Annotated in this window: 11 protein-coding genes; 3 read left to right on the top strand and 8 right to left on the bottom strand. The window is 71.2% G+C overall.

What is annotated here, in order from left to right:
* Positions 1-244: 244 nt before the first annotated feature.
* The gene (locus tag ACIBLC_RS22360; protein WP_399212837.1) at positions 245-1,435 is read left to right on the top strand and encodes a TerD family protein; all 1,191 of its coding nucleotides are present in this window, start codon (positions 245-247) and stop codon (positions 1,433-1,435) included.
* Positions 1,436-1,691: 256 nt separating this feature from the next.
* On the opposite strand, the gene ACIBLC_RS22355 is transcribed toward ACIBLC_RS22360, so the two are convergent.
* The 4 genes from ACIBLC_RS22355 to ACIBLC_RS22340 all read right to left on the bottom strand — a co-directional run bounded on the left by ACIBLC_RS22355 (position 1,692) and on the right by ACIBLC_RS22340 (position 7,796).
* Positions 1,692-2,273 carry a TetR/AcrR family transcriptional regulator gene (locus ACIBLC_RS22355; RefSeq protein WP_399212836.1) on the bottom strand — a complete coding sequence of 194 codons (582 nt, stop codon included), beginning with the start codon at positions 2,271-2,273 and terminating at the stop codon, positions 1,692-1,694.
* A 180-nt stretch (positions 2,274-2,453) separates the two neighbouring features.
* On the bottom strand, positions 2,454-4,040 hold the full coding sequence (locus ACIBLC_RS22350; RefSeq protein ID WP_399212835.1) for a TROVE domain-containing protein: 1,587 nt from the start codon (positions 4,038-4,040) through the stop codon (positions 2,454-2,456).
* Positions 4,041-4,518: 478 nt separating this feature from the next.
* Complete coding sequence (locus ACIBLC_RS22345; protein ID WP_399212834.1) at positions 4,519-5,976, bottom strand: alkaline phosphatase PhoX; 1,458 nt, start codon at positions 5,974-5,976, stop codon at positions 4,519-4,521.
* Between the two features lie 383 nt (positions 5,977-6,359).
* Entirely contained in the window at positions 6,360-7,796 is a 1,437-nt protein-coding gene (locus ACIBLC_RS22340; protein WP_399212833.1) for a hypothetical protein, read from the bottom strand.
* 354 nt (positions 7,797-8,150) lie between these two features.
* Here ACIBLC_RS22340 and ACIBLC_RS22335 point away from each other — a divergent pair, with 354 nt between their 5' ends.
* Positions 8,151-9,977, top strand: a complete 1,827-nt coding sequence (locus ACIBLC_RS22335) for an endonuclease/exonuclease/phosphatase family protein (protein WP_399212832.1) — start codon at positions 8,151-8,153, stop codon at positions 9,975-9,977.
* 72 nt (positions 9,978-10,049) lie between these two features.
* Here the strand turns inward: ACIBLC_RS22335 and ACIBLC_RS22330 are convergent, their stop codons facing one another.
* The 4 genes from ACIBLC_RS22330 to ACIBLC_RS22315 all read right to left on the bottom strand — a co-directional run bounded on the left by ACIBLC_RS22330 (position 10,050) and on the right by ACIBLC_RS22315 (position 12,416).
* Positions 10,050-10,787: an SRPBCC domain-containing protein gene (locus ACIBLC_RS22330; RefSeq protein ID WP_399212831.1), complete on the bottom strand. Its 738-nt coding sequence runs from the start codon at positions 10,785-10,787 to the stop codon at positions 10,050-10,052.
* 5 nt (positions 10,788-10,792) lie between these two features.
* Positions 10,793-11,416 (bottom strand): ArsR/SmtB family transcription factor, encoded by a 624-nt coding sequence (locus ACIBLC_RS22325; protein ID WP_399212830.1) that lies wholly within the window; start codon positions 11,414-11,416, stop codon positions 10,793-10,795.
* 164 nt (positions 11,417-11,580) lie between these two features.
* Positions 11,581-12,285, bottom strand: a complete 705-nt coding sequence (locus ACIBLC_RS22320) for a hypothetical protein (RefSeq protein ID WP_399212829.1) — start codon at positions 12,283-12,285, stop codon at positions 11,581-11,583.
* Positions 12,282-12,416: a hypothetical protein gene (locus ACIBLC_RS22315; protein ID WP_399212828.1), complete on the bottom strand. Its 135-nt coding sequence runs from the start codon at positions 12,414-12,416 to the stop codon at positions 12,282-12,284. Before ACIBLC_RS22315 ends, ACIBLC_RS22320 begins: the two co-directional genes overlap by 4 nt.
* 174 nt (positions 12,417-12,590) lie before the next feature.
* Between ACIBLC_RS22315 and dapA the strand changes: the two genes are divergently transcribed.
* Positions 12,591-13,496 carry a 4-hydroxy-tetrahydrodipicolinate synthase gene (gene dapA / locus ACIBLC_RS22310; RefSeq protein WP_399212826.1) on the top strand — a complete coding sequence of 302 codons (906 nt, stop codon included), beginning with the start codon at positions 12,591-12,593 and terminating at the stop codon, positions 13,494-13,496.
* Positions 13,497-13,980: the final 484 nt, after the last annotated feature.

The following is a 13,980-nucleotide window of genomic DNA, read 5'->3' as shown; positions in this document are numbered from 1 at the left end:
TGGTGTTGGGTGTGGTGGGGGGGGGGCTCCCCCGCGGGGCGTTTTTTGCGGCCCCCCCCCCCCCCCCCCCGCGCGCGGGGGGGGGGGGGGCCCCCCCCCCCCGGACACGGGACGGGAAGGGGCGGTGGGGGCGAAAACCCCTCCCACCCCCTCCCGCTCCCTCACCCACCCCCCATCCCCCAAACGGCCCGCTAGGTAAGGGAACGGCAAAGCGCACTCGCTCGTTACCCCAGTCATGACAGCTATGACGCCAGGCTCGAACATCCCTCTCCCCGTCGCCCGCGTGACGGTGGACGTCACCGCCCCGGTGCGGCTCGACGTGTCGAGCCTGCTGCTCACCGCCGACGGCAAGGTGCGCTCCGACGAGGACTTCATCTTCTTCAACCAGCCCACGGGCCCGGGAGTGACGTACCGCTCGGGCGGCGGTACGTCCCCCGACACGATCACGGTCGACACGGCCGCGGTCCCCCCGGGCATCGAGAAGATCGTCGTCACCGCGAGCCCGGACGCCGCGGGCCAGACCTTCCAGGGCATCGAACCCACGGCCACCATCCGCAACGCGGACGACAACTCCGTACTGGCGTCGTTCACCCCGCCCCAGCTGGGCTCGGAGACGGCCCTGGTGATCGTGGAGGTCTACCTCCGCAACGGCGTGTGGAAAGCCCGCGCGGTAGGCCAGGGCTACTCCAACGGCCTGGCGGGCATCGCCACGGACTTCGGCGTCTCGGTGGAGGAACCGGCCCCCGCCGCGGCCCAGCCGGCGGCCCCCACGCCCGCCCCGGCCGCGCGAACCCAGGTGACGACCCCGCCGCCCCCGGCCGCTCCCCCCACCGCAGCCGCTGCCCCTCCCTCCTCCGGCAAGATCAACCTGGACAAGGGCCGGGTCAGCCTCCAGAAGAACCAGACCGTCTCCCTGGTCAAGGGCGGCCGCCCGCTCCTCTCCCAGGTCAAGATGGGCCTCGGCTGGGAGCCCGCGTTCCGCGGCAAGGACATCGACCTGGACGCCTCGGTCATCGCGTACGGCCCGCAGCGCAACCACATCGACAGCTGCTACTTCGGCAAGCTCTCCATCGTGAACGGCGCGATCAAGCACTCGGGCGACAACCTCACGGGTGAGGGCGGCGGCGACGACGAGGTGATCGTCGTGGACCTGGGCCGTCTCCCGCAGGAGGTCACGGGCCTGGTCTTCACGGTCAACTCCTTCTCCGGCCAGAAGTTCACCGAGGTGGCCAAGGCCTACTGCCGCCTCATCGACGCCGCCTCCGGCGAGGAACTGGTCCGCTTCGACCTCACCAGCGCCGAAGCCCAGACCGGCGTCATCATGGCCAAGCTGATCAAGCAGTTCTCCGGCGAATGGGAAATGACCGCCCTGGGCGACTTCGTCAAGTCCCGCACGGTCCGCGGAATGGTGAAGCCGGCGGCCCAGTCCCTCTGACAGCAGCGGGCCGGGAACGAACCGCCCCCGCACAGCCGCGCCGCCCCCTTCCGAACCCGCAGCCACAGGACGGCGGAAGGGGGCGTGCCGGTACGTCCAGATGCCCGTCGCGTACGTTCGCGTCACCGGACCCGTCCCCTCCTGCCCGACGTCTGATCCGGCGGCGACGGGCGGGACGTACCGGCACGCCCCCGACCCCCCACCCACCCTCGGGCGAGACTCGACCCCCCGCAGGCGAGACCAGGACCCCTCCCCGCTACGGCCGAAGCCCCTCCGTGAGCAGCATCAGATACCGCCGGATGTGCTTACCCTCGCCATCCGCCAGCTCCGACGCGGCAGCCATCCCATGCGCCAGCCGCAACACCTCGACCGGCAGCACATCCCCCCGCAGCGCCCCCGCCCGCTGAGCCGCCCCGACCAGCCGAGTGGCCGCCGCCGTCACCGACGTACCGCACACCGTGCGCACCGCGGCGCTCGACTCGGCGGCGGCGTCCCCCAGCACCGCGTCCCCCAGCACCGCCTTCAGCCCACGAAGCCGGATCATGGACACGCTCAGCTCGTTCAGCCACTCCACCAGCGCCTCACCGGCCGGCAACTCCGCCGCGAGCGCGTCCGCGCGAGCGGCGATCGCCTCGATGCTGTCGACGTAGACGGCCTCCAACAGCGCCCGCCGCGTCGGGAAATGCCGGTACAGCGTGCCGGACCCGACCCCCGCCTTCTTGGCGACGTCGTCGAGCGACGCGCCCTCCCCGTACTCGGCGAAGGCGACCGCCGCCACCTTGAGCAGCCGCTCGTAGTTCCGCCGCGCATCCGCCCGCATCGGCTTGACCTGCGCCATTCAGCCACTCCTCGCCAACCGGGGACCCTCTCCGTACTTTACTCAGCATTGCCGCCGGCCCCGGGCGCGGTCTCAGAACAGCGCGCGTCGATGTCAGGTCGGAACAGGCACCGGCGTGCGGCCCGTACCGAGGTACGGGCCGCACTCACCGACCGGAGACGGCTCCCGGCCCCGTCCGCCTCAGGCGGCGACCCACGGCCAGTCGGCGTCCCGAGCCCTCTCCAACAGCGGCACCATCCGGAACGCCGCGTCCGAGAGCCCTCCGAACGTGTGCCGGTTCCCCTGCCCGGACGGACCGTGCCCCGCCCGGTACCCGGCCAGGTTCCAGGTGTAGACGGGTACCCCCGCCGGGACCTGCTCGGTCGGGTCGCCGTGGTAGCTCTGCGCCGCCTGCTCGTCGGTGACGATCAGCACCCGGTCGTGCTTCTTGTAGTGCTGGCGGACCGCCTCGGTCGTGTTGGTTCCGCCGAGGTCACCGAACCGCTCCAGCACCTTGAGCACCGACTCGCCCCCGCGGAACTTCACGCGCTTGCTGCTCGTACCGAACTCGACGAGGTCCGCGTCCGCCGCCCGCAGCGCGAGCGCCGTGCCGAAGATCGCGGCGGCGTCGGCCCGGGTGAGTTCCGAGCGGTCCGAAAGACGCGAGAAGAACATCGAGCCGGACCGGTCGACGAGGACGAGCGTCCGTCCGGGCAGCGCGGGCACGCCGGCCAGCGAGTGGGCGAGCGCCCGCTCCAGCGGGTACGACCAGCGCAGCGAGGGCGCGTGCTGGTAGGCGGCGAGGTAGCGGAACGGGAACTGCCGCGAACGCGCCACCTCCGCCGGGTCGCTGATCCTGGCGGCGACCTGGGCCGCCACCTCGTCGGACACACCCGCCTCGTCGAAGTTCCGCAGGTTACGGACCAGCGCCATCGCTCCCATGGACGGGATGACCGCCTCCCAGGCAGCCCTGTCCATCGGTCCCTGGAGCCAGCCGGCCAGCGCCTCCCAGGTGAGGCCGGCCGCCGCGAGCCGCTCGGCACCGTCGGGCGCGGTCACCGCAGCGCGCCGCTCGGCGACCGGCAGTGCCATCAGCTCGCGGTGTGCGACGAGCACACGGCTGGACGCGGGCGGCACGGCGGTGTCCGGGTTGTGCCGCCGGTCCAGCGCGTACTGGAACAGCTCGCCCTGCCACGCCTTGTCGGGGTCCGGCGCCGCGTGCACCAGGTTGAGGATGTCCCCGAAGCGGTAACCCTTGGACGCGGTGTCGTACTTGAGCAGCGACCTGCCGTTGTAGAGACGTCGTACGGCGTCGGCGATACCCCGCTTGACGGGCTTGGGCACGTTGCGGCCGTACCGGGAGGTCCAGTACGCGAGCAGCTCGCCGGGCTCGTCCGGGCGGCGCAGCACGGAGGCGACGACCTGGCGGTTGGCCGGTCCGTCCGTCGCGCCCGCGTCGAGACGCGCCTTCACGTACTCGGCGGCGCCCACGATCGAGGCCGTGCGCAGGTTGCCCTCGCCGCGCAGCCAGCCGAGCAGGGCCGCCGTCCACGACGGGTCGGCGACGGCGAGCTCGCGCACCAGCGCGGCGAACCGGTCGTCACGGTCCGCGCCGGTCTCGTAGAAGGTGTTCTGCGAGACGAGGTTGGCCACGGAGAGCAGGAAGAGCTCGGAGCGCCGGTCACGCTCGCGTCCCCGGCCGCCCTGGAAGGTACGGAGCACCCGCCCCGTGGAGGTCACGCGCGAAGTGGGCTGTGCCTTCGCGGACTTGGAGTTGAATCGCGCCATGGTGAATTCCCCCCGAATTCATTGGTGTACCGGAGGAAGGCGCGACAAATGGAGTGTGCCCGAGTTCAGAGGTCGGCGACGGAACAAAACGGCTGCTCTGCCACTGAGCTACAACGCCCCAGGGGCGAAAGCGGGATTCGAACCCGCGACCCGCCGTTCCCAGAAGTAACCGCTGCCTGCGCACCGGGCACACACCATGAGCCGCGCCTCCCGAGATCAAAGTCGGCGGCGGCCTGGATTCCTGTCGAAAGAAGTAGCCGCAGCCTTCGCACCGGGAGGTGCATGAAGTTGTGTGTCCAGAGTTCAAGGCCGGCGGAACCGACGTAGGTGCTCTAACCCCTGAGCTACACCGGTGAGTTGTACCGGTGGCGGGACTCGAACCCGCGGCCGCCCCATTATGAGTGGAAGTAGGTCCTGCCTTCGCACCTGGACATCCATCACTCTAAGAGGCGTACCGCGGGGCGGGCGAGCGAATTAACTACCCGCGCTTCTGGCGCTTCCAGGGTCCCTTGATGGCCAGCATGATGCCGGGCACCTGGATGTTGGCGAAGAGTGTCCTGCCGTCGGGCGAGAACGTGACGCCGGTGAACTCGCTGTATTCCGGGGCCGCTTCGGTGCCGATATTGAGTTCGTTGCGGGCGATCGGATATGTACGGCCGCTGTCGGTGGCGCCGAACAGGTGCTGGATGCCCGAGCCGTCCTCGGCGATGACCAGGCCGCCGTACGGGGAGACGGTGATGTTGTCGGGGCCGTCGAGGGCGCCGTCGACGGACGGGTCGGGGTTCACGCCGATCAGGACCTTCAGCGTCAGGGTGCGGCGCTTGGGGTCGTAGAACCAGACGGCGCCGTCGTGCGCCTGACCGGGGCTCTCGGTGCGGGCGTACGAGGAGACGATGTAGACGCCGCCGTCGCCCCACCACATGCCCTCGAGCTTGCGGGCGCGGGTGACCTGGCCGTCGGTGAACTGCTTGCGGACGGAGACGGTCCTGGCGTCACGGTCGGGAACGTCGATCCAGTCGACGCCGTACACCGTGCCGATCCTGGTGGCGCGGGAGAGGTCGTCGACGAACTTGCCGCCGGAGTCGAAGCACTTGAAGGCCTGGTAGGCGCCGGCGTCGTCGGCGAGGGTGGCCAGCCGGCCGTGGCCGTGTTCGAAGCCCTGCGGCGGAGTCCAGCGGTACAGCAGCCCGTTGGGTCCTGAGGCGTCCTCGGTGAGGTAGAGGCGGCCGCGCCTGGGGTCGACGACGACGGCCTCGTGGGCGTAGCGGCCGAGTGCCTTGATGGGCTTGGGGTTCTTGTTGCGGCGGCGGTCCTTCGGGTCGACCTCGAAGACGTAGCCGTGGTCCTTGGTGAAGCCGTTGGTGCCGGACTTGTCCTCGGTCTCCTCGCAGGTCAGCCAGGTGTCCCAGGGGGTGTTGCCGCCGGCGCAGTTGGTGACGGTACCCGCGATGCCGACCCATTCGGCGACGTGGCCGCCGGGGCGGATCTCGACGACCGTGCAGCCGCCGGCCGCGGCCGGGTCGTAGACCAGACCTTCGGTGAGCGGTACCGGGTGGGGCCACTGGGCGCGGGGGCCGGCCAGCTCGTGGTTGTTGACCAGGAGAGTGGTGCCGCGCGGCCCGTCGAAGGTGGACGTGCCGTCGTGGTTGGACGGCGTGAACTCGCCCGACTCCAGCTTCGTCCTGCCGCTGTAGGTGATGACGCGGTAGGAGAACCCGGCGGGCAGCGCGAGCAGGCCCTTCGGGTCGGGAATCAGCGGTCCGTAGCCCACGCCGTGCTGGTGGCCCGCCGACTCCACGCCCTCACTCTCGGTCTCGGTCTCCGTGGACGCGAGGGCGTTCGGCGCGGTGGCGAGGGCGCCGACGCTGCCGGCCAGTGCGACACCGGCGCCGGTGATCGCGGATCGTGTGGCGAAGTCCCTGCGGGTGAGCGACATGGTGTCTCCTGTGACGGTCGGATAGGACTGTCGTGGGGGGCGGGGTGACGGACCTCCGTATCGGCCACACCGTCCCGCCCGCGCCTGAACGGCGGTTGAACGGACGTCGACTTCGGGGCACCCGCTTCCGTGAATCCGCCCGGCCGAGCGGCGCGCACCGACCCGCAGCGACCCGCACCGACCCGCGCTCAGGACACCCGGCCAAACCCCCCACCACCCCGAGGCGCATCCCCCCCACCACCCCGAGGCGCATCCAAGGCGCCCCGCTCCCCGAGAGCCTGTTCCGAGTTCCCCCGCGGCGTCGCGGCGTCGCGGCGCCGGGCACGCACGCCCGCGGCGCCGTTCCTTGCTCCACGGGGGAACTCAGAAACTCAGAACAAGCCCTAACTCCCTTGCTGCGACCGCGCCTTGAACGCCGCCTTGCGAGCCTCCTTGGCCACCTTCTTGTCCGGGTGCAGCCGCCCCATCGCCTCCAGCACGTCCGGCGTGGCCGGGTGTTCGACCCGCCACGCAGCGGCGAAGAAGCCGCTGTGCTGCTGGGCGAGACCCTCCACCAGGGCTTGCAGTTCGGCCGAGTTGCCTTCGGCGGCGAGCTGCGCGGCCAGGGTGTCGACGGTGAGCCAGAAGACCATCGCCTCGGACGGAACGGGCACGTCGGCCGCCCCGTGCTCGCTCAGCCAGACCCGCGCGAGTCCGCCCAGCTCGGCGTCGTCGAGGACTTCGCGAAGGGCGGGCTCCGCGTCCGTACCCACGAGGGAGAGCGCCTGCTGACAGCGCAGCCGCCGAAGGGGCGCTCCGGAGTCGGCCCCACGGGCCGCGGCGAGCAACTCCCTTGCTGCGGGCAAGGTTTCGCGCCGGGCGAGCCACTGCTCGGTCTCGGCCTGCGCCGCGGCGGGCGGGAAGGCGGAGGTGCCGTCGAGCAGCGCGTCGGCACCCTTGTCGGCCAGATCCCCGACCGCGGGAGCGGAGAGCCCCGCTTCGAGGAGCCGGGCCCGGATGCCGTAGAGGCCGAGCGGTGTCAGCCGTACCATCCCGTACCGCGTGACGTCCGTGTCGTCGAAGGACGCCGCGGGCTCCGCCCGCTCGTCGTCGGGCTCCGCCATCAGCGCCTCGTCGACCGGCTGGAAGTCGACGATCCCGATGGGTTCGAGCAGCCGGAACTGGTCGTCGAGCCGCATCATCGCGTCCGACACCTGCTCCAGGACGTCGTTGGTCGGTTCCCCCATGTCGTCGGGAACGATCATCGACGCGGCGAGCGCGGGCAGCGGCACCGGACCGTCGCCGGGACCCTCCTCCCCCACGGTGAGCAGGTACAGGTTGCCGAGCACCCCGTCGAGGAAGTCGGCCTCCGCCTCCGGATCCCAGTCCAGGGAGGAGAGGTCGATCTCCCCGCTCTCGTCCATGGCGCCGACGAGATCGTCGAGGTCGGGCACCGTCGCGTCGGCCAGCACCGTGTCCAGCGCGGCCAGCCACACCCCGAGGACGTCCTGCGGCGCCCCGGAGGTGAGGAGCGCGAGGTCCTCGCCCGCGGTGACCGTGCCCTCCTCCTCGTCCACGATCTCGACGAGCCCGGTGTCCGCGGCCACCCGCCAGGCCTCACTGGCGAACGCGGCCGCGTCGTCACCCGTGAGTCCGAGTTCGGCGGCGGCTTCCGGGAGCTGTTCCGCGGTGAGTTCGCCACCCGCACCGACCCGGGTGTCAGGACCGGCCCAGCGAGCCAGTCGTGCGGCGCGGGAGAGCAGCGGCGCGGCGAGCGCGTCCCGAGCCAGCTCGGCTTCGGAGTGCAGCCGCACCGGCGGCAAGGGAGAGCTGTCTGACATCGGCTGGGTTCTCCTCCGGACATGCAGGACAAGCGGTGCGGGCAGGCGGTGCGAGCCGGCGACGCGGACAGCGCCCACGCTACGAGGGACGCCGACGCCGACGGTACAAGCGCCGCACCGACCTCTCAGCCTAGACGGATTTCGCCCCATGCCGCCCGGTTCATGTCCCTGACAGGCGTCGTACACCGCTGAAACCTTGACAACTCCCCCGCACACGCACGAGATTGACGCGCGTAGAAGCAGGGAGACCGTCGGCCCGCCTGTGTCTACGCGCGTCACCCGCCCCACGCGGGCCGCGCTCCCCCACGGTTCCACCCTCGTCCCGGCGCCCACGTAAGTCCCCGGAGGATTCCCTTGCCGAGCAGGAGAACCGCGCGCACAGGCGCGCTGACCGTCGCCGCGGTCTGTTCCACCGTCTCCGCCGTGGTGCTCACCACACCCGCCCACGCGGACACGCCGCACATCCGCGATATCCAGGGCACCACGCGGACCTCCCCGTACGCGGGCCAGGCCGTCACGGACGTGGCGGGCATCGTCACGGGTGTGCGCACCTACGGTTCGTCGCGGGGTTTCTGGATCCAGGACCCGAACGCGGACGACGACCCGGCCACCAGTGAGGGCGTCTTCGTCTTCACCAGCTCCGTCCCGAAGGTCGCGGTCGGCGACTCGGTCACGGTGTCGGGCACGGTCTCGGAGTTCGTCCCGGGCGGTGCCACGTCCGGCAACCAGTCGATCACGGAGATCACCAGGCCGGTCGTGACCGTGCTCTCCAGCGGCAACACCGTCCCCGCCGCGACGGCCGTGAACGCCAGGTCGGTCCCGGCCCTCTACACCCCCGCAGGCGACACCGCCGCGGGCGGCTCGGTCAACGGCCTCACCCTGCGGCCGAAGAAGTACGCCCTGGACTACTACGAGTCCCTCGAGGGCATGAACGTCAAGGTCTCCGACGCCCGCGTGGTCACCGCGACCGACCCGTACACCGAGCTGTGGGTCACGGTGAAGCCGAACGAGAACGACAACCGGCGCGGCGGCACGGTGTACGGCTCGTACACCTCGCAGAACACCGGCCGGCTCCAGATCCAGTCGCTCGGCGCCGGCGCCGACTTCCCGGCCGCCGACGTGGGCGACGAGCTCACCGGCACCACCGCGGGCCCGCTGGACTACAACTCCTTCGGCGGTTACACCCTCGTCGCCAACCAACTCGGCACCCTGGACGCGGGCGGCCTGGAGCGCGAGACGACGCGGAAGCAGTCCCGGAGCGAGCTGGCCGTGGCGACGTACAACGTGGAGAACCTGGACCCGGGCGATGCCTCGTTCGCCGCCCACGCGTCCGCGATCGTGAACAACCTGCGGTCGCCGGACATCCTGTCCCTGGAGGAGATCCAGGACAACAACGGCGCGACGAACGACGGCACGGTCGCCGCCGACCAGACCGTACGGAAGCTGATCGACGCGATCGTCGCGGCGGGCGGCCCGGCGTACGACTGGCGCTCCATAGACCCGCAGGACGGCACGGACGGCGGCGAGCCTGGCGGCAACATCCGCCAGGTCTTCCTCTTCAACCCCGAGCGCGTCTCCTTCACGGATCGCGCGGGCGGCGACGCGACGACCGCCGTCGGGGTCACCAAGGAGCACGGCAAGGCGGCGCTCACGGTCTCTCCCGGCCGTGTCGACCCGGCCAACTCGGCCTGGACGAGCAGCCGCAAGCCGCTCGCGGGCGAGTTCGTGTTCCGCGGCAGGACGGTCTTCGTGATCGCCAACCACTTCGCGTCGAAGGGCGGCGACCAGGGTCTGACCTCGCAGTACCAGCCGCCGGCGCGCAGTTCGGAGACTCAGCGTCATCTCCAGGCGACCGCGGTGAACACCTTCGTCAAGGAGATCCTCGCGGCCCAGAAGAACGCGGACGTCGTCACCCTCGGTGACATCAACGACTTCGAGTTCTCCGGCACGACGAAGCTGCTCGAGGACGACGGCGCGCTCTGGTCGGCGATCAAGTCGCTGCCGAAGAGCGAGCGTTACACGTACGACTACCAGGGCAACAGCCAGGTCCTCGACCAGATCCTGGTGAGTCCGTCGATCCGCAGGGACTGCGACTTCGAGTACGACAGCGTGCACATCAACTCGGAGTTCCACGACCAGATCAGCGACCACGACCCGCAGGTGCTGCGGTTCAAGCCGTAACCCTGTGTGCGGACGAGCCCGGCCCCGTCGTCCGGGGGGCCGGGCTCGTCCCATGCCCGGGGTCACACCGGATCAGCCGGTGAAGACGCCGTTCAGCCAGCCCTGCCAGGCGGCCTCGTTGCGCTTGCCGTCGGCGTCGGGCGCGAAGTCGTGGATGCTGACGCCCACCGGCGCGCCCCAGTGGTTGCGTCCGAAGAAGCGGATGAGGGCGCTGTCGGTGCGCAGCCCGATGAAGTACGGGTCGCGGTAGTCGAGTACGGCGTCGATGAGCTCCCCCTCGGGCCCGTGGGCCCGCACGCGCGCGCCCTCGGCGGTGTCGTCCGTGAGGCCGAGCGCGTGTCCTACGGCGGTGAAGGCGTCGGACGCCTTGGACGCCTCGGGTCCGTCGAACATGGCGAACGCGAGCGGGCGGCCGTTGAAGTGCGTCACGTACTCGCGCAGGGTGCGCAGGTAGAAGGCGTTGTGCTTGTTCGCGCCGTCGTACTGGTTGTCCCAGTCGTCGACGAAGATGCCGCTGTGCACATACCGCACCCAGGCGCTGCGGCCGCCCTCGCGCGGTTCGATGGTGTAGTCGAGCTGGTTGAGGGTCTGTTGGGAGATGCCCTCGACGTCCTGGACGCGGTTCGTGTAGCGGTGCGGCGGGTCCCAGGCCGTGATCGTGGACCCGAAGGGACCCGTCCCTCCCTCGCGCGGCTCCGGCGCCTCCATCGGCCACAGCCAGCCGCCGGTGCCCTCCGTGATCGCCTCCCACACCTGCTCGGGCGTGGCGTCGATCTCGATCTCGTGGGCGCTCTCGAATTCCTTGGACATGGTGGTCACTCCTCGGTACTGATGGGCAGTTCGGCCGCCGGGGTCTGGGGTTTGACCGTGGGATGGAGCGCGACGACGATCCGGTGGTCCCGGCCCCCCACGGCGTCGGGGGCGTCGTACTTGCGGATCAGCCCACTGACACCCGCCGTCAGCTCCTCGATGAACGCGGCCCGGTCGGCGGCCGAACCGAAGGTCACCTGGCCGTCGAGCGCATAGGTGGCGAGCCGCTTGCGCGCCTTCGCCGCGCCGGTGATCAGCGAACCGACGTCCCGGACGAGCCGGGCGCCGAGCGCGAGCAGCCAGCGGGCGGAGAGCTGGTCGCGGAAGCGGTCCGGGTCGGGCTGCACGGCGGCCAGAGCGAGCGGCGAGATGACGTACGACGCGGCGGTCGCCCGCATCAGCCGCTCGGTGACATTGCCCTTGCGGCGCTCGCCCGCCAGCTCGACCAGTCCGTGCCGCTCCAGCGCCTTGAGGTGGTAGTTCACCTTCTGCCGGGGCAGCCCGACCCTGCCTGCCAGCATGGCGGCCGAAGCGGGCCCGGCGGCCAGCTCGGCCAGCAGCCTGGCCCTCGTCGGGTCCAGCGAGACGGCGGCGGCCTCTGCGTCCTCGATCACGGTCACGTCCAACATGACTCCACCGTCTCACCGAACACTTTTTTTGTCCAGGCGGTTCGAGTTGTCGGGTGGATGTGGCGGCACGGGAGGGTGGGCGCGCGACAGGATGCGTCACTTGTGAACACCAGTTCGATACGATGGGCACGGCGCGCCCGCCAGGAGTCACCCGGGGCGAGCGATCAGCCGGGCTGCGTCCCGTGCCCGTCGAGTCGGGCCAACTGGCTCTGGAACCAGTCGAGTCGGGCCTGCAACAGCGCGGCTTCGGCAACCAGCTCTGACACCCCGAGCCCGGACCCGGGCACGTCGAACCCGTCGGCCGAGCCAAGCCCGTCGGCGAGGCCCGCCGCACCACCGGCGGCCCGGACCCGCAGACCTTCCCCGGCCAGCCGCGCGAAGGAGGCGAGCGACAGTGCCGTACGACCGCGCACGCATCCCGCGCAGGCAGCCGTGAGGGCGCGCCACCCCGGCCGCCCCCAGCCCGCGTCGGCCAGGGCACCGGCCCCCGCACCGCACGCGCACGGGCCGACGGTCGCGGTGCGCACCCGCTGGCGGGCGTAACGGAAGCCGCGTTCGAAACGGATGTAGGCGCCCAGGACGGACACTTCGAGGAGGACGGCCGCCCGGTGTTCGGCGGTGCACAACAGCGCCTCGGCCGCGGCCCGTTCGTGCACGCAGTGGAAACCGCAGTCGCAGCGGCGGTGCGGTGCCCGGTGCCGCCGCCCGTAGACGCAGCCCGCCTCGTCCAGCACTCCGTACGGCAGCGCGCCGCCCAGGGAGACGCCGGTGAACCCGGCCCGGGTGCCGTCCTGGGACAGCACCGGGTGGGCGATCTTGTATCCGGTCGGCGGCTCCGTCGGTCGTTCCTCGGGGAGCCGCAGCCTCATCGGGCGACCGGCACCTCTTCGGGCGCGGACGCCTCCAACTCCTGGACTTCCTCAGGAAGTTGAAGATCCTCGTCGTGCGCTTGGGCCTTCTCCTCCGCGACTCCGGTGGCGAGTGCCTTGCCGAGCCTCATGACGCCTCCCGCGATGTGCCGTCGACTTCCCGTCCTCGACATGGTGACCCATACCTACCCGAGTTGGCACCAGGGCCTCGCGACGGACCCATCGCCGATTACGTAGCATCCCTCATCAATACCTCGTAGAAAAATTAAGTGGAGCTTCACGATCTGGTTGCCGACACTACTGCCATGACTTCCTCAGCCCACCGCACGCCGCCTTTCGGCCGCGCCCTCTGCGCCATGGTCACGCCCTTCACCCAGGAAGGTGCGCTGGACCTCGACGGGGCGCGGCTGCTCGCCGGCCGGCTGGTCTCCGAGGGATGCGACGGGCTGGTCCTGTCCGGGACGACGGGCGAGTCGCCGACCACGACGGACGCGGAGAAGTCCGCGCTGGTGCGGGCGGTCCGCGAGGCGGTCGGTGACCGGGCCCGTGTCGTCGCGGGCATCGGCACCGCCGACACCCGGCACACCGTGGAACTGGCCCGGGAGGCCGAAAAGGCGGGCGCGGACGCCCTGTTGGTGGTCACGCCGTACTACAGCAGGCCCCCGCAGGACGCGGTCGAGGCGCACTTCCGGGAGATCGCGGACGCCACCGGGCTGCCGCTCGCCCTGTACGACATCCCTGGTCGCACCGGCACCCGCATCGAGCCGGACACCATGATCCGGCTCGCCGGGCACCCCGGGATCGTCGCGGTCAAGGACTGCGCCTACGACCTCCTGGGCACCCAGAAGGTGCTGGCCCGCACCGAGTTGGCGTACTACACGGGCTGCGACGAGTACGTCCTCGCCATGCGCGCGATCGGCGGCAGCGGCTACATCAGCACCGTCGCGAACGTGGCGCCCCGTCAGTTCCGGGCCATCCTGGACGCGTTCGACACGGGAGACACGGCCGAGGCGGCCCGCCTCCAGCAACAGGCCGTCCCGCTCATCGAGTTGATGATGTCCGCCGGCCTCCCCGGCACGGTCACGACGAAGGCACTCCTCGGCGCACTCGGTCTCCCCGCGGGCCCGGTCCGCCCACCCCTGCGGCCCGCCTCCCGCGAGACGCTCGACGGCCTCCTGACCGCGTTCGAGGAGTTGGTCCACGCGGGCTGAACACGGGCCACGGGGACGCGGGCCCGCGCCGCGCGCATTCCGGTCGGGGCCGGGGAGCCCGTGCGGAACACGAGCCGCCTTCACCTGGGGCCCGCCGGGCGCTCTCCGTCGGCACGCGGGAGCCAACGCCAGACACGAGCTGTCGGAGCCCAGGAGCCGCTCCGAACACGGGCAGTCAGTACGCGGGAACCCGCGCCGAGCACGGACAGTCGGGGCCCCGGGCCCGCGCTGGACACCAGGACACCGACCGTCGGCACCCCGTAGCCACGGCCCGGTGGAAGGCGACGGTGTGCCGGACCTGACCGGTGGCTGAACACACGCCGTCAGCACCCGGGGACCCACGCCGAGCACGAGCCATCGGCTCGGCCGGAGCCACCACTGAACGCGGATCATCACTGCCCCGGAGCCGCCGCCGAACACAAGCGCTCCCGCGCACCGGTGCGGCCAGCGGCTGCCGCCGACGCCCGCGTCGGCCACCGGCCCA

Source organism: Streptomyces sp. NPDC050535 (genome assembly GCF_044457665.1).
Classification (GTDB): Bacteria; Actinomycetota; Actinomycetes; order Streptomycetales; family Streptomycetaceae; genus Streptomyces.
Note: the sequence above shows the minus strand (reverse complement) of the source record. Positions and strands in the feature narration are given on the sequence as shown.

Coding starts and splice junctions, on each gene's coding strand:
- ACIBLC_RS22360 (WP_399212837.1), top strand. CDS start 245: ATGACGCCAGGCTCGAACATCCCTCTCCCCGTCGCCCGCGTGACGGTG.
- ACIBLC_RS22355 (WP_399212836.1), bottom strand. CDS start 2,273: ATGGCGCAGGTCAAGCCGATGCGGGCGGATGCGCGGCGGAACTACGAG.
- ACIBLC_RS22350 (WP_399212835.1), bottom strand. CDS start 4,040: ATGGCGCGATTCAACTCCAAGTCCGCGAAGGCACAGCCCACTTCGCGC.
- ACIBLC_RS22345 (WP_399212834.1), bottom strand. CDS start 5,976: ATGTCGCTCACCCGCAGGGACTTCGCCACACGATCCGCGATCACCGGC.
- ACIBLC_RS22340 (WP_399212833.1), bottom strand. CDS start 7,796: ATGTCAGACAGCTCTCCCTTGCCGCCGGTGCGGCTGCACTCCGAAGCC.
- ACIBLC_RS22330 (WP_399212831.1), bottom strand. CDS start 10,787: ATGTCCAAGGAATTCGAGAGCGCCCACGAGATCGAGATCGACGCCACG.
- ACIBLC_RS22325 (WP_399212830.1), bottom strand. CDS start 11,416: ATGTTGGACGTGACCGTGATCGAGGACGCAGAGGCCGCCGCCGTCTCG.
- ACIBLC_RS22320 (WP_399212829.1), bottom strand. CDS start 12,285: ATGAGGCTGCGGCTCCCCGAGGAACGACCGACGGAGCCGCCGACCGGA.
- ACIBLC_RS22315 (WP_399212828.1), bottom strand. CDS start 12,416: ATGAGGCTCGGCAAGGCACTCGCCACCGGAGTCGCGGAGGAGAAGGCC.
- dapA (WP_399212826.1), top strand. CDS start 12,591: ATGACTTCCTCAGCCCACCGCACGCCGCCTTTCGGCCGCGCCCTCTGC.